Source organism: Streptomyces sp. NPDC005866 (assembly GCF_040629895.1).
Classification (GTDB): domain Bacteria; phylum Actinomycetota; class Actinomycetes; order Streptomycetales; family Streptomycetaceae; genus Streptomyces.
The window spans coordinates 18,489-37,519 of record NZ_JBEXWP010000023.1 but is presented as its reverse complement, the minus strand read 5'-3'; the positions used below and the strand labels follow the sequence as shown (position 1 = coordinate 37,519).

The following is a 19,031-nucleotide window of genomic DNA, read 5'->3' as shown; positions in this document are numbered from 1 at the left end:
ATGCAGTTCGCGATCGTCCTCTACGACCGTTTCACCGCCCTCGACGCCGTGGGGCCGTACGAGACCCTGGGCCGGCTCCCGGACTCCGAGGTCGTCTTCGTGGCCGAGAAGACCGGCCCCGTGCGCGCGGACAGCGGCGCCCTCGCCCTGACCGCCGACCGGACCTTCGCCGAGGTGCCCGCACCCGATGTCGTGGTCGTCCCCGGCGGCCCCGGTCAGACGCCACAGATGGCGAACGAGGTCCTCCTCGACTGGATCCGCACCGCCGACGCCACCAGCACCTGGACCACCTCCGTGTGCACCGGCTCCCTGCTGCTGGCCGCCGCGGGCCTCCTCGAAGGGCGTCGCGCGACCTCGCACTGGCTGGCCCTCGACGAACTGCGGAAGTTCGGCGCCGAGCCGACGGGGGAGCGGGTCGTCACCGACGGCAAGTACGTCACCGCGGCCGGCGTCTCCTCCGGCATCGACATGGGGCTCGCCCTGCTCGGCCGGATCTCCGGGGACGTCGTCGCCCAGGCCGTACAACTCGGCATCGAGTACGACCCGCAGCCGCCCTATGACGCGGGATCCCCGCAGAAGGCGCCCGCCGAGGTCGTCGAACTGCTCCGCTCGATGAGCCGGTTCATCCTCGGCCGGGAACAGCCCACGTGAACCGCGGCTGACGGCGCTCCAGGAACGCGGCGACGCCCTCGGCGGTGTCGCCGCTGCCGTGCGCCTGCCGCGTCCAGTGGTCGTCGCGGTCGGTACGGCCGTTCGCGAACTCCTTCGCCGCCGCCTGCGTCAGCTGTGAGCGCGCGACCAGGATCCGCGTGAACTCGCCCACCCGCTTGGGCAGTTCGCCCTCGGGTAGCACCTCGTCGACCAGGCCGGTGCGCAACGCCCGCTCCGTGTCGATCAACTCGCCCGAGTACAGCAGGTACTTGGTGGCGGCGGGACCGACCAGGGACGCCAGCCGGCGGGTGGAGGAAGCCGGATAGACGATCCCGAGCTTGGCCGGGGTCACGCCGAAGAGGGCGCCCTCCTCGGCGAACCGCAGATCGCAGGCGGCGGCGAGCTGTGAGCCGCCGCCGACGCAGTGGCCGCGGACCGCGGCGAGCGTCGGCTTGGGGAACGCGGCGAGAGCCTCCTCGGCGGCGCAGGCGAGGGACTGCGCCTCGGCGGCGGAGCCCTGGAGGGTGGAGATGTCGGCACCGGCGCAGAAGGTTCCGCCCTCGCCGGCCAGCACGAGAGCCCGGACGGCGGGGTCGGCCGACAGTTCGTCCAGGAGCGGCGGCAGGGCTCGCCACATCTCGGCGGTCATCGCGTTGCGTTTGGCGGGGTTGTGGATGACGACCGTGGCTACGGCGTCGGTGACCTGGTGCGAGAGGCGGGACTCCATAGTGCGGGATGCTATAGGCGCCCCAAGGGGGTGGGGTTCGGTGGTGTGGCGGGAGGGGCTCAAACCCGTACAACCCGAAGAGTTCGCGATGTCGGCTTCAGAGAGGCAGGAGCAGTCGCTCAATTGACCTTGTCATACGCCAACGGTCAGAAGCGTTCGATAGTTGCTGACTTGTGTTCAGTCATCCGGAGCGGAGCGGGTCGTTATCAACACTCGTCATGTGGTGACAATCGAGCGCGAGGGTGGCGACCGGACCATGGAGAACCACGGGCGTGGGCACGACCCGCGTCCAGAGGGAGGCGGTGCTCCGCCGGATCCGCTGCCGTACGAAGGAGTCTGGCGGTTCACCGCCGCCGCCGTGGACGCCTCGGTCCCGCAGGCCCGACGCGCCGTACGGGACCTGCTCCAGCGCCAGGGCGTCCCGGTCTCGGAGGACCTGGTGTACGGGCTGTTGCTGATCGTCTCCGAACTGGTCACCAACGCGGTCAAGCACGCGGCGCTGCTGTCGCCGGTGCTCGCCGTCGAGGTCGCCGTCGGCGCCGAGTGGGTGCGGGTCTCGGTGGAGGACAACCACCCGTACCGTCCGACCGCCCTGGAGGCCGACCACGGCCAGACCGGCGGCCGGGGGCTGCTCCTGGTGAGGGAGGTGGCCCGGGAGGCGGGCGGAGTCGTGGACGTGGAGCACACGTCGAGCGGCGGCAAGGTGATCTGGGCGGCCCTGCCGCTCAAACCCGCGTCACTGTTGTGAGGCCTCTCACCAACCCGCGGACGGGCCCGTCAGCTCCCTGATCGCCGGGCGGGCCGTGTCCAGCACGGTCATGAACCACGACGAGAAGGTGTCCCGGGCGTGCCGCTCGGTCAGCTCGGCGGCGGTCACGAACGCGGTCTCCTCGATCTCCTCCGGGTCCGGTGCGAGCGGTGCCTGCACCATGCCGACGAACAGGTGGTTGAACTCCTGCTCGACCAGGCCGGAGGCCGGGTCCGGGTGGTTGTACCGGACCGTGCCCGCCTCGCCGAGCAGGGACGGGGAGACCCCCAGCTCCTCGAAGGTGCGCCGGGCCGCCGCCGCGAAGGGGGCCTCACGGGGGTAGGGGTGGCCGCAGCAGGTGTTGGACCACACACCGGGGGAGTGGTACTTGCCCAGCGCCCGCCGCTGGAGCAGGAGTCTGCCGTGTTCGTCGAAGAGGAAGACCGAGAACGCCCTGTGCAACTGCCCGGGTGGCTGATGCGCGGCCAGCTTCTCCGCGGTCCCGATGGTCACACCCTTCTCGTCGACGAGTTCAAGCAAGATCGCGTCCGTTGAGCCGTTCGACGTGCTGTGCGTCGCGGTGGCAGGTGTGATCGGCATACCCATCCTTCGCCTCGGTCTTCGCACCAAGTCTGCCGTACGAATCCGACACTCCCGGCACTTCCCGGCACGGGCACGCCGGAAGAGGGACCCGGTAGTTGATCGTGCCCTACGGGCGCGGACGAGAACCGTCCGGGGGTGTCGAACACAAGGACGCCCGGGGAGCCCGGAGCGATGCGTTCCGGCGGCCGGCCGGGCGGATCGTGGCGCGTTCAGTGGCAGAGCCGGGCCTCGTGCTCCGCGTGGCCGCCCGGCTCCAGCTGGAAGGTGCAGTGCTCCACGTCGAAGTGATGGCCGAGACATCCCTGCAGCTCGTGCAGCATCTTCTCGTGGCCGATGGCGTTCAGCACCTCCGAGCGGACCACCACGTGCGCCGACAGCACCGGAAGGCCCGAGGTGATCGTCCAAGCGTGCAGATCATGGACGTCCTGCACGCCGTCCAGGGCCAGGATGTGCGACCGCACCTCGGCCATGTCCACATCCTTGGGTGCCGACTCCAGCAGGACGTCCAGGGTCTCGCGCAGCAGCTTCAGCGTCCTCGGCACGATCATCAGGCCGATGACCAGCGAGGCGATCGGGTCGGCGGCCTGCCAGCCGGTGGTCAGGATCACCACGGCCGAGATCAGCACCGCCAGTGAGCCCAGCGCGTCGGCCGCGACCTCCAGGAAGGCGCCGCGCACGTTCAGGCTCTCACGCTGGCCGCGCACCAGCAGCGTGAGCGAGACCATGTTGGCGACCAGGCCGATCAGACCGAACACGATCATCACGCCGCCCTCGGTGTCCGCGGGCGTCAGGAACCGCTGGATCGCCTCGTACAGCAGATAGCCGCCGACGCCGAGCAGCAGCAGACAGTTGGCCAGGGCGGCCAGGATCTCGGCGCGGGCGTAGCCGAAGGTGCGGTTGGCGCTCGCCGGACGGTTGGCGAAGTGGATCGCCAGCAGCGCCATCCCGAGGCCCAGCGCGTCGGTCGCCATGTGGGCGGCGTCCGCGATCAGCGCGAGCGAGTCGGCCAGCAGACCGCCGACGATCTCGACCACCATCACCCCGAGGGTGATGGCGAGCGCTACCCGCAGCCGCCCGAGATAGGCCGCCGCGGCCGTGCCGGTGGCCGGCGCGTGGGTGTGCCCGTGACCGTGGTCGTGCCCTGCCCCCATGAGATACGCCTCCTCTGTTCCGCCCGGGATCACAGTGAACTACGGGTGGGGGGTATCCGGCAACGCGGCAGTGAACACCGTTGTCATGTGCTCTGACCTGCGGAAACCATCCCCAGGTCAGGGCACCCTCAATTACCCGTCGGGCGCGGGCGGGCGGCCTGGGTGGCCGGTCTGTGCCCTACCACTCCGTGTCCCCAATGTCCGTTCTGTCAGCGCGGTTTGTGGGCCGGCGCGGATCGCGGATGATGATCTCGGCAAAGGCCGGGGCGGAGTGGGTCGACCGTGCCATGAACGGCCGGTGAACAAGAAATCCTCACCATCCGCTAACCTCTGCCGAATGCCGCCCGGGGGCCAGGAGTCACACCTGGCCCCACCATGCAGTAGACCGGCGCCCGTGCGCCGGCACCCAGGGAGTGAGTTCGGTTGTCGACCGCCATCGTCACCGGCCAGCCGGTCCACGGATCGTCGTTGGAGAGCGATCTGCGGGCGCTCGGCTTCGAGGTGTGTGTGGCCTCGGACAGCGCCGGCACTGCGGACCTCCTCGCGGGCGTGCCCGCCGACCGGCGGGTCGCCGTCGTCGACGCCCGTTTCGTCGGCCATGTGCACGCCCTGCGCCTCGGCCTCACCGACCCGCGCTTCCCGCTCGCCGCGATCCCCGGCGCCGTCACCGCCCAGCCGGCCGGCCGTCAGGCCCTGAGCCGGGCGCTGACCCGGGAGGCCTCCACCGGCGGCGGCACCGCCCTGGCCGTCGACGGAATCGTCACCGACCTGGACGCCGACGTCCACCGGCCCGAGCTGGGCAGCCTGGTCGCCGCCGTCCCCACCGACCCGCAGGCCCGCAACGAGGCACGGCAGGCCGTCGCCGCCGTCGACGACGAGGCCGTACGCCTGAAGTCGGCCGTGAAGTCCCGCGACGGCTTCTTCACCACCTTCTTCGTCAGCCCGTACTCCCGCTACCTCGCCCGCTGGTGCGCCCGGCGCGGCCTGACCCCCAACCAGGTCACCACCGCCTCCCTGCTCACCGCCCTGATCGCGGCGGGCTGCGCGGCCACCGGCACCCGCGCCGGGTTCGTCGCCGCGGGCGTCCTGCTCATCGCCTCCTTCGTCCTGGACTGCACCGACGGCCAGCTCGCCCGCTACTCCCTGCAGTACTCCACGCTCGGCGCCTGGCTGGACGCCACCTTCGACCGGGCCAAGGAGTACGCCTATTACGCAGGCCTCGCGCTCGGCGCGGCCCGGGGCGGCGACGACGTATGGGCCCTGGCCCTCGGCGCGATGATCCTGCAGACCTGCCGGCACGTGGTCGACTTCTCCTTCAACGAGGCGAACGCCGGGGACCCCGCCGCCGGCGCCGGCCCCACCGCGGCCCTCTCCGACAAGCTCGACGGTGTCGGCTGGACGGTCTGGGTGCGCCGGATGATAGTTCTGCCCATCGGTGAACGATGGGCACTGATAGCCGTCCTGACCGCGGCGACGACCCCGCGGATCACCTTGTGCGTGCTGCTGGCCGGCTGCGCCTTCGCGGCGACGTACACCACGGCCGGGCGGGTGCTGAGGTCGCTGACCCGGAAGGCGACGAGCACCGACCGGGCCACGAAGGCGCTGGCCGACCTGGCGGACAGCGGCCCGCTCGCCGGATTCGTGGCCCGCGCGATGCCCGCCCCGCTCGGCTCCCCGCTCCTGGTGGCGCTCGCCGGCGTGGCGGTTCTCACCCTCTCCCTCTTCTCCGGGGTGACCTGGGCACCGGTCGCGGGCGCCGTCGTCTACGCCCTGGCCTGCGGCCAGGCCCTCGCGCGCCCCCTCAAGGGAGCCCTCGACTGGCTGGTCCCGCCCCTCTTCCGGGCGGCCGAATACGGCACCGTCCTCATCCTCGCAAGCAAATCAGAGGTGAACGGAACCCTTCCTGCAGCTTTCGGCCTGGTGGCCGCCGTCGCCTACCATCACTACGACACGGTGTACCGCATCCGCGGGAACGCCGGGGCGCCGCCGGTCTGGCTGGTACGCGCCATCGGGGGGCAGGAGGGGCGAACTCTGCTGGTCACCGTGGTGGCCGCGGTGCTCACCGCCGCGCAGTTCAAGGTCGCGCTCACGGTCCTCGCCGTGGCCGTGGCCGGGCTGGTGCTCGTCGAGAGCATCCGCTTCTGGGTGTCCTCTCATCTGGGAGGCGCGCCCGCCGTACACGATGAAGGAGAACCCGCATGATCGGCCTCGTGCTGGCGGCCGGCGCCGGACGGCGTCTGCGCCCCTACACCGACAGCCTGCCCAAGGCGCTGGTGCCGGTGGGGCCCGCCGGTATAGAGGACTCGATCACGGTGCTCGACCTGACCCTCGGCAACTTCGCCGAGATCGGCCTGAGCGAGGTCGCGATCATCGTCGGCTACCGCAAGGAGGCCGTGTACGAGCGCAAGGCCGCCCTGGAGGCGAAGTACGGCCTCAAGCTCACCCTCATCGACAACGACAAGGCCGAGGAGTGGAACAACGCCTACTCCCTCTGGTGCGGCCGCGACGCCCTCAAGGACGGCGTGATCCTCGCCAACGGCGACACCGTGCACCCGGTCTCCGTCGAGAAGACGCTGCTCGCCGCCCGCGGTGACGGCAAGCGGATCATCCTCGCCCTGGACACCGTGAAGTCCCTCGCGGACGAGGAGATGAAGGTCGTCGTCGACGCCGGCAAGGGCATGACGAAGATCACCAAGCTGATGGACCCCGCCGAGGCCACCGGCGAGTACATCGGCGTCACCCTCATCGAGGGGGACGCGGCCCCCGACCTGGCCGACGCGCTGAAGTCGGTCTGGGAGACCGACCCGCAGCAGTTCTACGAGCACGGCTACCAGGAGCTGGTCAACCGCGGCTTCCGCATCGACGTCGCGCCCATCGGCGACGTCCGGTGGGTCGAGATCGACAACCACGACGATCTCGCCCGGGGACGGGAGATCGCGTGCCAGTACTGACCCGGCTGATCCCCTCGCCGGTCGTCGTCGACATCCGCCCGGGTGCCCTCGACGACCTTGCGAGCGTGCTCGCCGACCAGCGCATCTCGCACTCCGGCCGGCTCGCCGTCGCCGTCAGCGGCGGCTCCGGCGGCAAACTGCGCGAGCGCGTCTCGCCGAGCCTGCCCGGCGCCACCTGGTACGAGGTGGGCGGCGGCACCCTCGACGACGCAATCCGGCTGGCCGGCGAGATCAAGGCCGGCCACTACGACGCGGTCGTCGGCCTCGGCGGCGGCAAGATCATCGACTGCGGCAAGTTCGCGGCCGCGCGCGTGGGCCTGCCCCTGGTCGCCGTGCCGACGAACCTCGCGCACGACGGTCTGTGCTCGCCGGTCGCCACCCTCGACAACGACGCGGGCCGCGGCTCCTACGGTGTGCCGAACCCGATCGCGGTCGTCATCGACCTCGACGTCATCCGCGAGGCCCCGGCTCGCTTCGTGCGCTCCGGCATCGGGGACGCCGTCTCCAACATCTCGGCGATCGCGGACTGGGAGCTGTCCCACCGCGTCAACGGCGAGAAGATCGACGGTCTGGCGGCCGCCATGGCCCGGCAGGCCGGCGAGGCGGTGCTGCGCCACCCCGGCGGCATCGGGGAGAACGACTTCCTCCAGGTGCTCGCCGAGGCGCTGGTGCTCAGCGGTATCGCCATGTCGGTGTCGGGCGACTCCCGCCCGTCCTCCGGCGCCTGCCACGAGATCAACCACGCCTTCGACCTGCTGTACCCGAGGCGTGCCGCCAGCCATGGCGAGCAGTGCGGGCTCGGCGCGGCCTTCGCGATGTATCTGCGCGGGGCCCACGAGGAGTCCGCGTTCATGGCCGATGTGCTGCGCCGGCACGGACTGCCGGTGCTGCCGGAGGAGATCGGCTTCACCGTGGACGAGTTCATCCGGGTCGTGGAGTTCGCCCCGGAGACCCGGCCCGGCCGCTACACCATCCTCGAACACCTCGACCTCAAGACCCACCAGATCAAGGACTTCTACGTCGACTATGTCAAGGCCATCGGTAGCTGAACTACGTCCGGTCGTGCACCCCGTCGGGGTCAAGGACCGGCGCAGCGGGGAGCACTGGATGGGGCGCCTCTACATGCGCGAGGTGTCCCTGCGGGTCGACCGCTACCTGGTGAACACCAGGGTCACGCCCAACCAGCTCACGTACCTGATGACCGTCTTCGGCGTGCTCGCGGCCCCGGCCCTGCTGGTGCCGGGGATCACGGGCGCGGTGCTCGGAGTGGTGTGCGTCCAGCTGTATCTGCTGCTGGACTGCGTCGACGGCGAGATCGCGCGCTGGAAGCAGCAGTACTCGCTGGGCGGCGTCTACCTCGACCGGGTCGGGGCGTATCTGACCGACGCGGCCGTCCTGGTCGGGCTCGGGCTGCGCGCCGCCGACCTGTTCGGCGGCGGCCGTGTCGACTGGCTGTGGGCCTTCCTCGGCACCCTGGGCGCACTCGGCGCGATCCTGATCAAGGCCGAGACCGACCTCGTGGGCGTGGCCCGGCACCAGGCCGGGCTGCCGGTGGTCAAGGAGACGGCCGCCGAGATGCGGTCGTCCGGGATGGCGCTGGCCCGCCGGGCCGCCGCCGCCTTCCAGTTCCACCGGCTGATCCTCGGTATCGAGGCCTCCCTGCTGATCCTGGTCCTCGCGATCGTCGACCAGGCCCGCGGCGACCTCTTCTTCACCCGGCTCGGCACCGCCGTACTCGCCGGGATCGCCCTGCTGCAGACCCTGCTGCACCTGGTCTCCGTCCTCGCGTCGAGCAGGCTGCGGTGAGCGCCGGGCTGAAGGTCGGCGCGGTCATCATCACCATGGGCAACCGCCCCGACGAACTGCGTGCCCTCCTCGACTCGGTCGCCGAGCAGGACGGCGACCCGGTCGAGGTGGTCGTCGTCGGCAACGGCTCGCCCGTCCCGGAGGTCCCGGACGGCGTCCGCACCATGGAGCTGCCCGAGAACCTCGGGATTCCCGGAGGTCGCAACGTCGGCATAGAAGCCTTCGGCCCCAGCGGCCGTGATGTCGACATATTGCTCTTCCTGGACGACGACGGACTGCTTCCCGAGCACGACACCGCCGAGCTGTGCCGCCAGGCCTTCGCCGCCGACCCGAGGCTCGGCATCGTCAGCTTCCGCATCGCCGACCCGGACACCGGCCAGACCCAGCGCCGGCACGTGCCGAGGCTGCGGGCCTCCGACCCGATGCGCTCCTCCCGGGTCACCACCTTCCTCGGCGGCGCCAACGCCGTCCGCACCCAGGTCCTCGCCGAGGTGGGCGGCCTGCCGGACGACTTCTTCTACGCCCATGAGGAGACCGACCTGGCCTGGCGTGCCCTCGACGCCGGCTGGATGATCGACTACCGCGCCGACATGGTGCTGTACCACCCCACGACCGCCCCCTCCCGGCACGCGGTCTACCACCGGATGGTCGCCCGCAACCGGGTCTGGCTGGCCCGCCGCAACCTGCCCGCCGCGCTGGTCCCCGTCTACCTCTTGGTGTGGCTGCTGCTGACCCTGGTGCGCCGCCCCTCACGCCCGGCCCTGCACGCCTGGTTCGCCGGCTTCCGGGAGGGCTGGGCCACCCCGTGCGGGCCTCGCCGCCCCATGCGGTGGCGGACCGTGTGGAAGCTCACGCGACTGGGCCGGCCCCCGGTGATCTGAGAAGCTCGAAGATGCGTGTCCGTGTGCCCGGCACACGGACACCCCCCGGAACGTGTCCCATGGCGGATGAGTGCCGCGTCCGGTAGCACAATTCCGTAAGACGAACCTAAGACGAATCTGAGGACGAAGGCTTCCACCCTTGAGTGAGACAACGCATGACGTCGGAATCGCGGTGAGCGCGGTGCCGTCGCCCGACGAGGGCCTCACGGCGGCGCAACTCGCCGCCAAGTACGGGCTCACGGTGAGCGGCGCCCGGCCCTCGCTCGTCGAGTACGTACGCCAGCTCTGGGGACGCCGGCACTTCGTCCTCGCCTTCTCGCAGGCGAAGCTCACCGCCCAGTACAGCCAGGCCAAGCTCGGACAGCTCTGGCAGGTGGCCACGCCGCTGCTGAACGCGGCCGTGTACTACTTCATCTTCGGCGTCATCCTGCACGCCAGCCGCGGCATGTCCCAGGACGTCTACATCCCGTTCCTGGTCACCGGCGTCTTCACCTTCACCTTCACGCAGAGCTCGATCATGACGGGCGTCCGCGCGATCTCCGGCAACCTCGGCCTGGTGCGCGCGCTGCACTTCCCGCGCGCCGCGCTGCCCGTCTCCTTCGCTCTCCAGCAGCTCCAGCAGCTGCTGTTCTCGATGATCGTCATGGTCGCCGTGGTGACGGGCTTCGGCAGCACCCCGGGCCTGTCCTGGGTGTTGGTCCTGCCGATCCTGTTCCTGCTGTTCCTCTTCAACACCGGCCTGGCCCTGATCGTGGCCAGGATGGGCGCCAAGACGCCGGACCTTGCCCAGCTGATGCCGTTCGTCCTGCGCACCTGGATGTACACGTCCGGCGTCATGTTCTCGATCAGCAAGATGATGGAACACCGGCCGGAGTGGGCGCGTCTCCTCCTCCAGGTGAACCCCGCAGCCGTCTTCATGGACCTGATGCGCTTCGCGCTCATCGACGGCTACGGTTCCGAGAACCTCCCGCCGCACGTCTGGGCGATCGCCCTGTCCTGGGCCCTGGTCGTCTTCACCGGCGGGTTCGTGTACTTCTGGAAGGCGGAGGAGCGGTACGGCCGTGGCTGAGCTGAACGACGCGGAGCAGAACCAGGGGGAGCGGATCCCCACCGTCATCGCGGACGACGTGCACATCGTCTACCGCGTCAACGGCGCCAAGAGCGGCAAGGGCAGCGCGACGGCCGCGCTCAGCCGTATCGTCAGGCGGGGCTCCGACGACGCGGGCCGGGGCGTGCGCAAGGTGCACGCGGTCCGCGGGGTCTCCTTCGTCGCCTACCGGGGCGAGGCCGTCGGCCTGATCGGCTCCAACGGCTCCGGCAAGTCCACCCTGCTGCGCGCCATCGCCGGCCTGCTGCCCGCCGAGAAGGGCAGGGTCTACACCAACGGGCAGCCCTCGCTGCTCGGCGTCAACGCGGCCCTGATGAACGACCTCACCGGCGAGCGGAACGTCATCCTCGGCGGGCTCGCCATGGGCATGTCCCGCGAGGAGGTCAGGGCCCGATACCAGGAGATCGTCGACTTCTCCGGCATCAACGAGAAGGGCGACTTCATCACCCTGCCGATGCGGACCTACTCCTCCGGCATGGCCGCCCGGCTGCGCTTCTCCATCGCCGCCGCCAAGGACCACGACGTCCTCATGATCGACGAAGCGCTGGCCACCGGTGACGCGGCCTTCCGCAAGCGTTCCGAGGACCGGATCCGTGAACTGCGCCAGCATGCGGGCACGGTGTTCCTGGTCAGCCACAACAACAAGTCGATCCGCGACACCTGCGAGCGCGTGCTGTGGCTGGAGCGCGGTGAACTGCGCATGGACGGCCCGACCGAAGAGGTGCTCAAGGAGTACGAGAAGTTCACGGGCAAGTAGCCCAGCACGCCCCAGGGCCCCGCCGGAACCTTTCCGGCGGGGCCCGGCGTCTGCAAAGGAAACGTCAACTCCGGCTCGCCCCAGGAATCTTGACGCCAATCGGTGTGTTGTTGTGATCTGCGGGACACCCCGACGAACCTCGATGCGTTGTACAACGTAAGCTGTACCGGTCCCGGAAAGCGGCAAGTGGGGCGATAATGCGCGACACCCTCGGCCGGGCCGCCCCGTGGATTGCCGGGCGGCGTGTCCGAAATAGTGTGTATTGGGTCGGCAGTGTAGAACGGGAGATGTGACGGCAATGGCTACGGGAACTCCCCAGCTCAACGCAGGCCGCGCCGTCCCGGCCCCGGGCAGCGAACGGTGACGGCGGCCACCCCGGCGCGCACCGAAGACGCCGAGCGAGGCACGCTGGACAAGGCCGCGCACGAGAACTTCCCGGTGGCCCCGTTCTTCCTTCCGAGGGCCTGGCGCGACGACCTGATGGCGGTGTACGGCTTCGCCCGCCTCGTCGACGACATCGGCGACGGTGACCTGGCCCCCGGTGGCGCCGACGCCCGGCTGCTCGGGGTGTCCCCGGACGAGGAGGACCGTCTGGTCCTCCTCGACGCCTTCGAGGCCGACCTGCGCCGCGTCTTCGACTCCACCCCGCACCATCCTCTGCTGCGCCGCCTCCAGCCCACGGTCCGCCGCCGCGCCATGACCCCCGAGCCCTTTCTCGGACTGATCGCCGCCAACCGCCAGGACCAGCTCGTCCAGCGGTACGAGACCTACGACGACCTCCTCGCCTACTGTGAGCTGTCCGCCAACCCCGTCGGCCGCCTGGTCCTCGCCGTCACCGGCACCTCGACGCCCGAGCGGATCCGGCTCTCGGACGCGATCTGTACCGCACTTCAGATCGTCGAACACCTCCAGGACGTGGCCGAGGACCTCGGTCGCGACCGGATTTATCTGCCCGCCGTGGACATGAAGCGCTTTCATGTCCAGGAGGCGGATCTCGCCAGGAAAACCGCGGGCGCGTCGGTGCGCGCACTGGTTGCATATGAAGCACAACGCGCCCGCGATCTCCTGAATGAAGGCGCCCCTCTGGTGGGTAGCGTCCACGGCAGGTTGAAGTTGCTGCTCGCGGGGTTCGTGGCGGGGGGAAGGGCGGCGATCGCTGCGATCGCCGCCGCCGAATACGACGTACTTCCCGGCCCGCCCAAGCCCGGCAAGGGCCGGTTGCTGCGTGAGGTGGGCGTGACTCTGCGAGGAGAGGGGTGATCCGGACCGTGGACTCTCCCACACACGTGTCCGCACCGGTACTCGCCGCCTACAGCTACTGCGAGACCGTCACGGGACAGCAGGCACGGAACTTCGCCTACGGCATCAGGCTGCTGCCTGCGCCCAAGCGGCGCGCCATGTCCGCGCTCTACGCCTTCTCCCGGCGTGTCGACGACATCGGCGACGGCGCGCTGGCCGACGACGTGAAGGCGGCCCGCCTGGAGGACACCCGGGCGCTGCTGGCCCGGGTCCAGGACGGCGCGGTCGCCGAGGACGACACCGACCCGGTCGCGGTCGCCCTCGCGCACGCCGCCCAGGCCTTCCCGATCCCGCTGGGCGGCCTGGACGAGTTGATCGACGGCGTGCTGATGGACGTACGCGGCGAGACCTACGAGACGTGGGACGACCTCAAGGTCTACTGCCGCTGTGTGGCCGGCGCGATCGGCCGGCTCTCGCTCGGTGTGTTCGGCACCGAACCGGGGGCGCGCGGCGCCGAACGTGCGCCGGAGTATGCCGACACGCTCGGGCTCGCGCTCCAGCTCACCAACATCCTCAGAGACATCCGTGAGGACGCCGAGAACGGCCGTACCTATCTGCCCGGCGACGATCTGGCCAAGTTCGGCTGCGCGGCCGGTTTCCACGGGCCGACCCCGCCGGAGGGCTCGGACTTCGCGGGTCTCGTGCACTTCGAAGTACGGCGCGCCCGGGCCCTTTTCGCCGAGGGCTACCGGCTGCTGCCCATGCTCGACCGGCGCAGCGGAGCCTGTGTCGCCGCCATGGCCGGCATCTACCGCCGCCTGCTCGACCGCATCGAGCGCGAACCGGAGGCGGTGCTGCGCGGCCGGGTCTCGCTGCCCGGACACGAGAAGGCGTACGTCGCCGTACGCGGCCTGTCCGGGCTCGACGCCCGGCGCCACGCGTCCCGACGGACCGTCAGGAGGCGTGCCTGATGGACAAAGTGGGCCAAGGTGACTCCACCGGGGAAAAACGGCAGGCAACCCTCCGGCACAGCACGGCGTCCCTGACTGCGACGGCCCGCCCTGCCCTGTTCCACCGGCACGGCGGGCGGGCAGGGGAGGCTGCACGATGACCGACGGCACGGGATCCGAACGGACGCACGACGCCAGCCCGTCCGGGCGCAGCGCCGTCGTGATCGGCGGCGGCCTGGCCGGGGTCACGGCCGCGCTGGCACTCGCCGACGCGGGGGTTCGCGTGACGTTGCTCGAAGGCAGGCCGCGCCTTGGCGGGCTCGCCTTCTCCTTCCAGCGCGGCGACCTGACCGTCGACAACGGCCAGCATGTGTACCTGCGTTGCTGCACCGCCTACCGTTGGTTCCTCAACCGTATCGAGGGCGCGGCGCTGGCCCCGCTGCAGGACCGCCTCGACGTGCCCGTGCTCGACCTCGCGAAACCGGAGGGGCGCCGGCTCGGCAGACTGCGCCGGGATCCCCTGCCGGTGCCCCTGCATCTGGGGCGCAGTCTCGCCGCCTACCCGCATCTCTCGCTCGCCGAGCGCGCCAGAGTCGGCCAGGCCGCTCTCGCGCTCCGAGCACTCGATCTCGGCGATCCCTCACTCGACACACAGGACTTCGGCAGCTGGCTGGCTGCCCGAGGCCAGTCGGCGCGGGCCATCGAGGCGCTGTGGGACCTGGTGGGGGTCGCCACCCTCAACGCGGTGGCCCAGGACGCTTCCCTGGCGCTCGCCGCGATGGTGTTCAAGACCGGTCTGCTCTCCGACCCGGGCGCGGCCGACATCGGCTGGGCCCATGTGCCGCTGGGCGAACTGCACGACCGGCTGGCCCGCAAGGCGCTCGACTCCGCGGGCGTGCGCACTGAGGTCCGTACACGCGTCACCTCCGTCTCCACCAACGTGAACGGGGAGTGGAGCGTTCAGGTTCCCGGCGAGACGCTCACCGCCGACGCCGTGGTGCTCGCCGTGGCCCAGCGCGAGGCGTACGACCTGCTGCCCGAGGGTGCCCTCGACGCCCCGGAAAACCTTCTGGAGATCGGCACCGCGCCGATCCTCAACGTCCATGTGGTCTACGACCGCACGGTGCTCACCAAGCCGTTCTTCGCGGCCCTGGGCACCCCGGTCCAGTGGGTGTTCGACCGCACCCACGCCTCCGGGCTGCGCGAGGGCCAGTACCTCGCCCTGTCCCAGTCGGCCGCGCAGGACGAGATCGACGCACCCGTGGCCGCCCTGCGCGAGCGCTATCTGCCCGAGCTGGAACGGCTGTTGCCCGGCGCGCGCGGCGCCGGGGTGAAGGACTTCTTCGTGACCCGGGAGCGCACCGCGACCTTCGCCCCCAGCCCCGGCGTCGGGCGGCTGCGGCCCGGCGCCCGCACCAAGGCGCCCGGCCTCTACCTGGCCGGCGCGTGGACCGCCACCGGGTGGCCCGCGACCATGGAGAGCGCGGTCCGCAGCGGTGTGAACGCGGCCGACGCCGCGCTGCGCACCCTGGGCCGGCCCCGCCCCCGTCACCTCTTCGAGTTCGAGGAGGCGGCGTGATGCTCGATCGGCAGGCGGCGGGCCCCCGCACCCCCGGTACCGCAACAAGAGGAGAAACTGTGCCCACTGTGCCCCCGGCCGACACGGCTGCCGACGCGGTGGACGTGACCGCGCTCCTGGAGCGCGGCCGGACCCTTGCCAACCCGGTACTGAAGGCGGCCGTCGACCGCCTTGCACCCCCCATGGACACCGTGGCCGCCTACCACTTCGGCTGGATCGACGCCGAGGGCAACCCCGCCGACGGCGACGGCGGCAAGGCCGTACGGCCCGCGCTCGCCGTACTCTCCGCCGAGGTCACCGGCGCCGCCCCCGAGACCGGCATCCCCGGCGCCGTCGCCGTCGAACTCGTCCACAACTTCTCGCTGCTGCACGACGACCTGATGGACGGCGACGAACAACGCCGCCACCGCGACACCGTCTGGAAGGTGCACGGCCCCGCCCAGGCCATCCTGGTCGGCGACGCCCTGTTCGCCCTCGCCAACGAGGTCCTGCTGGAGCTCGGCACCGTCGAGGCCGGCCGCGCCACCCGACGGCTCACCACCGCCACCCGCGCCCTGATCGACGGCCAGGCACAGGACATCTCCTACGAGCACCGCGACCGCGTCAGCGTCGAGGAGTGCCTGGAGATGGAGGGCAACAAGACCGGCGCGCTGCTCGCCGCCTCCAGCTCCATCGGCGCGGTGCTCGGCGGCGCCGACGACCGCACCGCCGACACCCTGGAGAAGTACGGCTACCACCTGGGCCTCGCCTTCCAGGCCGTGGACGACCTCCTCGGCATCTGGGGCGACCCGGAGGCCACCGGCAAGCAGACCTGGAGCGACCTGCGCCAGCGCAAGAAGTCACTGCCGGTCGTCGCCGCGCTCGCCGCGGGCGGCCCCGCCTCCGAGCGGCTCGGCGAGATCCTCGCCGCCGACGCCAAGACCAGCGACTTCGAGAACTTCTCCGAGGAGGAGTTCGCCGCCCGCGCCGCCCTCATCGAGGAGGCCGGCGGCCGCGAGTGGACCGCCGAAGAGGCGCGTCGTCAGCACACCATCGCCATCGAAGCCCTCCACGCCGTCGACATGCCCGACCAGGTCCGGGCGCGGTTCACGGCGCTGGCCGACTTCGTCGTCGTACGAAAGAGATGATCACTATCGGTCGAATAGCCCTCGCGTAGTCGCCGGCCGGTGCGAGCGCGCAACCAGCACCGGCCGACGGCGGACCCACAGCAGAACGATTTCGCACGACTGCACGAAGGGGAAGCCATGACAGCGACGACCGACGGAAGCACCGGGGCCACCCTGCCGCCCCGCGCTGCCTCGGCCAGCACGGACGTCACCACCCCCGTGGCGACCGGGGTACAAGAGGCCGCCGAACGCGCCGTCAGGCGCGCCACCGACCATCTGCTCGCCCAGCAGGACGGGCAGGGCTGGTGGAAAGGTGACCTGGAGACCAACGTCACGATGGACGCCGAGGATCTTCTGCTCCGTCAGTTCCTCAGCATCCGTGACGAGTCCACGACCGCCGCCGCCGCGCTCTTCATCCGCGGCGAGCAGCGCGAGGACGGCACCTGGGCCACCTTCTACGGCGGGCCGGGTGAACTCTCCACCACCATCGAGGCCTACGTCGCCCTCCGGCTGGCCGGGGACGCTCCCGAGGCGCCCCACATGGCGAAGGCGTCGGCCTGGATCCGCGAGCGCGGTGGGATCGCCGCCGCCCGGGTCTTCACCCGGATCTGGCTGGCCCTGTTCGGCTGGTGGAAGTGGGAGGACCTGCCCGAACTCCCACCGGAACTCCTGTACTTCCCCAAGTGGTTCCCGCTCAGCATCTACAACTTCGGCCAGTGGGCCCGGCAGACCATCGTGCCGCTCACCGTCGTCTCGGCCAAGCGCCCGGTGCGCCCCGCGCCCTTCCCGCTGGACGAGCTCCATACCGACCCGGCCAACCCCAACCCGCCGCAGCCCCTGGCCCCGGTGGCCAGTTGGGAGGGCGTCTTCCAGCGGCTCGACAAGGTTGTCCGCGGCTACCGCAAGGTCGCGCTGCGCCGGCTGCGCGGCTCCGCCCTGAACTCCGCCGCCCGCTGGATCGTCGAACGCCAGGAGAACGACGGCGCCTGGGGCGGCATCCAGCCGCCGGCCGTCTACTCGGTGATCGCCCTGCACCTGCTCGGTTACGACCTCGAACACCCCGTGATGCGCGCTGGCCTGGAGTCGCTGGATCGTTACGCCGTGTGGCGCGAGGACGGCGCCCGGATGATCGAGGCCTGCCAGTCCCCGGTGTGGGACACCTGCCTGGCGACCATCGCCCTCGCCGACGCCGGGGTGCCCGCCGACCATCCGCAACTGGTCAGGGCTGCCGACTGGATGCTCGGCGAGCAGATTGTGCGGCCCGGCGACTGGGCCGTGAAGCGCCCCCATCTCCCACCGGGCGGCTGGGCGTTCGAGTTCCACAACGACAACTACCCCGACATCGACGACACCGCCGAGGTCGTCCTCGCGCTGCGCCGGGTCAAGCACCACGACCCCGAGCGGATGGAGAAGGCCATCGGGCGCGGGGTGCGCTGGAACCTCGGTATGCAGTCGAAGAACGGGGCCTGGGGCGCCTTCGACGTCGACAACACCAGCCCGTTCCCCAACCGGCTGCCGTTCTGCGACTTCGGAGAGGTCATCGACCCGCCCTCGGCCGACGTCACCGCGCACGTCGTGGAGATGCTCGCCTTCGAGGGCATGTCCCACGACCCTCGTACCCGGCGCGGCATCGAGTGGCTGCTGGCCGAACAGGAGCCCAACGGCTCGTGGTTCGGGCGCTGGGGCGTCAACTACGTCTACGGCACCGGCTCCGTGGTGCCCGCGCTGACCGCGGCCGGCCTGCCCGCCTCGCACCCGGCGATCCGGCGCGCGGTGACCTGGCTGGAGCAGGTCCAGAACGAGGACGGCGGCTGGGGCGAGGACCTGCGCTCCTACAAGTACGCCGGTGAATGGAGCGGGCGGGGCGCCTCCACCGCCTCCCAGACGGGGTGGGCGCTGATGGCGCTGCTCGCGGCCGGGGAGAGGGACTCCAAGACCGTCGAGCGGGGCGTGCGGTGGCTCGCCGAGACCCAGCGGCAGGACGGCTCCTGGGACGAGCCGTACTTCACCGGCACCGGCTTCCCCTGGGACTTCTCCATCAACTACCACCTCTACCGGCAGGTCTTCCCGCTCACCGCGCTCGGCCGCTACGTCCACGGCGAGCCCATGCCCGAGGCCGAGAGGAGCTGAATGAGCACGACGCCCGCTCCGGCCCCGCTGCTGATCGCCTGCGCGCTCGGCATCGAGCACCTCGCCCTGCGCGCCGGCGAACGCGGGGGCGCGGGCGGGCCGGTCACCGTGCTGCGCACCGGCATGGGCCCCAGGGCGGCGGAACGGTCCGTCACCCGGGTCCTGGCCGACCCCGCGCTCGCCGGTGCCGCCGTCCTGGCCACCGGCTTCTGCGCGGGACTCGCCCCCGGGATGCACCCCGGCGACCTGGTCGTCGCCGAGGAGACCCGGGACCCGCGCGGCAGCGTCCCCTGCGTCGGCACCGAACTCCTCGTGAAAGAACTGGTGCGGGCCGTGCCCGGCCGCACCGTCCACACCGGCCCCCTCACCGGCTCCGATCACGTCGTCCGCGGTCACGAACGGTCAAATCTGCTCACGACCGGCGCAATCGCGGTCGACATGGAATCGGCGGCCACCCTCCTGAGCGCCGTGCGGGCGGGCGAGCGCCCGGTTGCGGCCGTCAGGGTGGTCGTGGACGCTCCTGAACATGAACTCGTCCGGATCGGCACAGTGCGCGGTGGAATATCTGCTTTCCGCGTTCTTCGATCCGTTCTTCCGGCTTTTTTCGAATGGCACCGTTCTTTGTTGCTCCCCCGGAGGTGAGC

At 70.9% G+C, this 19,031-nt stretch carries 19 protein-coding genes; 16 read left to right on the top strand and 3 right to left on the bottom strand.

Annotated elements, in window-relative coordinates:
- Positions 1-651: a DJ-1/PfpI family protein gene (locus ABZ396_RS29355; protein WP_358917514.1), complete on the top strand. Its 651-nt coding sequence runs from the start codon at positions 1-3 to the stop codon at positions 649-651.
- Here the strand turns inward: ABZ396_RS29355 and ABZ396_RS29350 are convergent.
- Positions 623-1,378 carry an enoyl-CoA hydratase-related protein gene (locus tag ABZ396_RS29350; RefSeq protein WP_358917512.1) on the bottom strand — a complete coding sequence of 252 codons (756 nt, stop codon included), beginning with the start codon at positions 1,376-1,378 and terminating at the stop codon, positions 623-625. The genes ABZ396_RS29355 and ABZ396_RS29350 overlap by 29 nt on opposite strands.
- A 256-nt stretch (positions 1,379-1,634) precedes the next feature.
- On the opposite strand from ABZ396_RS29350, the gene ABZ396_RS29345 reads away from it, so the two are divergent.
- Entirely contained in the window at positions 1,635-2,126 is a 492-nt protein-coding gene (locus tag ABZ396_RS29345; RefSeq protein ID WP_358917672.1) for an ATP-binding protein, read from the top strand.
- A 6-nt stretch (positions 2,127-2,132) separates the two neighbouring features.
- On the opposite strand, the gene idi is transcribed toward ABZ396_RS29345, so the two are convergent.
- Positions 2,133-2,726 (bottom strand): isopentenyl-diphosphate Delta-isomerase, encoded by a 594-nt coding sequence (gene idi, locus ABZ396_RS29340; protein WP_358917510.1) that lies wholly within the window; start codon positions 2,724-2,726, stop codon positions 2,133-2,135.
- 212 nt (positions 2,727-2,938) lie between these two features.
- On the bottom strand, positions 2,939-3,880 hold the full coding sequence (locus ABZ396_RS29335; RefSeq protein WP_358917508.1) for a cation diffusion facilitator family transporter: 942 nt from the start codon (positions 3,878-3,880) through the stop codon (positions 2,939-2,941).
- Between the two features lie 423 nt (positions 3,881-4,303).
- Here ABZ396_RS29335 and ABZ396_RS29330 point away from each other — a divergent pair, with 423 nt between their 5' ends.
- The 14 genes from ABZ396_RS29330 to ABZ396_RS29265 all read left to right on the top strand — a co-directional run bounded on the left by ABZ396_RS29330 (position 4,304) and on the right by ABZ396_RS29265 (position 19,029).
- On the top strand, positions 4,304-6,082 hold the full coding sequence (locus ABZ396_RS29330) for a DUF5941 domain-containing protein (protein WP_358917506.1): 1,779 nt from the start codon (positions 4,304-4,306) through the stop codon (positions 6,080-6,082).
- Positions 6,079-6,831, top strand: coding sequence for a phosphocholine cytidylyltransferase family protein (locus tag ABZ396_RS29325; RefSeq protein WP_358917504.1), 753 nt, complete (start codon positions 6,079-6,081; stop codon positions 6,829-6,831). Before ABZ396_RS29330 ends, ABZ396_RS29325 begins: the two co-directional genes overlap by 4 nt.
- Positions 6,819-7,880 carry an iron-containing alcohol dehydrogenase family protein gene (locus ABZ396_RS29320; RefSeq protein WP_358917502.1) on the top strand — a complete coding sequence of 354 codons (1,062 nt, stop codon included), beginning with the start codon at positions 6,819-6,821 and terminating at the stop codon, positions 7,878-7,880. Before ABZ396_RS29325 ends, ABZ396_RS29320 begins: the two co-directional genes overlap by 13 nt.
- The gene (locus ABZ396_RS29315) at positions 7,858-8,637 is read left to right on the top strand and encodes a CDP-alcohol phosphatidyltransferase family protein (RefSeq protein ID WP_358917500.1); all 780 of its coding nucleotides are present in this window, start codon (positions 7,858-7,860) and stop codon (positions 8,635-8,637) included. The genes ABZ396_RS29320 and ABZ396_RS29315 overlap by 23 nt, the downstream gene beginning before the upstream one ends.
- Before the next feature lie 8 nt (positions 8,638-8,645).
- Positions 8,646-9,518, top strand: coding sequence for a glycosyltransferase (locus ABZ396_RS29310; protein ID WP_358917670.1), 873 nt, complete (start codon positions 8,646-8,648; stop codon positions 9,516-9,518).
- Positions 9,519-9,657: 139 nt separating this feature from the next.
- Entirely contained in the window at positions 9,658-10,587 is a 930-nt protein-coding gene (locus tag ABZ396_RS29305; RefSeq protein ID WP_358917498.1) for an ABC transporter permease, read from the top strand.
- The gene (locus ABZ396_RS29300) at positions 10,580-11,383 is read left to right on the top strand and encodes an ABC transporter ATP-binding protein (protein WP_358917496.1); all 804 of its coding nucleotides are present in this window, start codon (positions 10,580-10,582) and stop codon (positions 11,381-11,383) included. The genes ABZ396_RS29305 and ABZ396_RS29300 overlap by 8 nt, the downstream gene beginning before the upstream one ends.
- 360 nt (positions 11,384-11,743) lie before the next feature.
- Positions 11,744-12,643 carry a squalene synthase HpnC gene (hpnC, locus tag ABZ396_RS29295; RefSeq protein ID WP_358917494.1) on the top strand — a complete coding sequence of 300 codons (900 nt, stop codon included), beginning with the start codon at positions 11,744-11,746 and terminating at the stop codon, positions 12,641-12,643.
- Complete coding sequence (gene hpnD, locus ABZ396_RS29290) at positions 12,640-13,593, top strand: presqualene diphosphate synthase HpnD (protein ID WP_358917492.1); 954 nt, start codon at positions 12,640-12,642, stop codon at positions 13,591-13,593. Before hpnC ends, hpnD begins: the two co-directional genes overlap by 4 nt.
- Entirely contained in the window at positions 13,593-13,733 is a 141-nt protein-coding gene (locus ABZ396_RS29285; protein WP_358917490.1) for a DUF6380 family protein, read from the top strand. The genes hpnD and ABZ396_RS29285 overlap by 1 nt, the downstream gene beginning before the upstream one ends.
- Positions 13,730-15,151, top strand: coding sequence for a hydroxysqualene dehydroxylase HpnE (hpnE, locus tag ABZ396_RS29280; protein WP_358917488.1), 1,422 nt, complete (start codon positions 13,730-13,732; stop codon positions 15,149-15,151). Before ABZ396_RS29285 ends, hpnE begins: the two co-directional genes overlap by 4 nt.
- Positions 15,151-16,278, top strand: a complete 1,128-nt coding sequence (locus tag ABZ396_RS29275) for a polyprenyl synthetase family protein (RefSeq protein ID WP_358917486.1) — start codon at positions 15,151-15,153, stop codon at positions 16,276-16,278. Before hpnE ends, ABZ396_RS29275 begins: the two co-directional genes overlap by 1 nt.
- A gap of 117 nt (positions 16,279-16,395) precedes the next feature.
- Positions 16,396-18,387: a squalene--hopene cyclase gene (gene shc, locus ABZ396_RS29270; protein WP_358917484.1), complete on the top strand. Its 1,992-nt coding sequence runs from the start codon at positions 16,396-16,398 to the stop codon at positions 18,385-18,387.
- Positions 18,388-19,029, top strand: coding sequence for a 1-hydroxy-2-methyl-2-butenyl 4-diphosphate reductase (locus ABZ396_RS29265; RefSeq protein WP_358917482.1), 642 nt, complete (start codon positions 18,388-18,390; stop codon positions 19,027-19,029). It abuts the gene before it with no gap.
- The last annotated feature ends 2 nt before the right edge of the window (positions 19,030-19,031 follow it).

Excerpts from the sequence above, each read along its gene's own strand:
- ABZ396_RS29345 (WP_358917672.1), top strand. The coding sequence starts at position 1,635 with ATGGAGAACCACGGGCGTGGGCACGACCCGCGTCCAGAGGGAGGCGGT.
- hpnE (WP_358917488.1), top strand. The coding sequence starts at position 13,730 with ATGACCGACGGCACGGGATCCGAACGGACGCACGACGCCAGCCCGTCC.
- ABZ396_RS29355 (WP_358917514.1), top strand. The coding sequence starts at position 1 with ATGCAGTTCGCGATCGTCCTCTACGACCGTTTCACCGCCCTCGACGCC.
- ABZ396_RS29335 (WP_358917508.1), bottom strand. The coding sequence starts at position 3,880 with ATGGGGGCAGGGCACGACCACGGTCACGGGCACACCCACGCGCCGGCC.
- ABZ396_RS29315 (WP_358917500.1), top strand. The coding sequence starts at position 7,858 with ATGTCAAGGCCATCGGTAGCTGAACTACGTCCGGTCGTGCACCCCGTC.
- shc (WP_358917484.1), top strand. The coding sequence starts at position 16,396 with ATGACAGCGACGACCGACGGAAGCACCGGGGCCACCCTGCCGCCCCGC.
- ABZ396_RS29265 (WP_358917482.1), top strand. The coding sequence starts at position 18,388 with ATGAGCACGACGCCCGCTCCGGCCCCGCTGCTGATCGCCTGCGCGCTC.
- ABZ396_RS29285 (WP_358917490.1), top strand. The coding sequence starts at position 13,593 with ATGGACAAAGTGGGCCAAGGTGACTCCACCGGGGAAAAACGGCAGGCA.
- ABZ396_RS29350 (WP_358917512.1), bottom strand. The coding sequence starts at position 1,378 with ATGGAGTCCCGCCTCTCGCACCAGGTCACCGACGCCGTAGCCACGGTC.
- ABZ396_RS29275 (WP_358917486.1), top strand. The coding sequence starts at position 15,151 with ATGCTCGATCGGCAGGCGGCGGGCCCCCGCACCCCCGGTACCGCAACA.
- idi (WP_358917510.1), bottom strand. The coding sequence starts at position 2,726 with ATGCCGATCACACCTGCCACCGCGACGCACAGCACGTCGAACGGCTCA.
- ABZ396_RS29325 (WP_358917504.1), top strand. The coding sequence starts at position 6,079 with ATGATCGGCCTCGTGCTGGCGGCCGGCGCCGGACGGCGTCTGCGCCCC.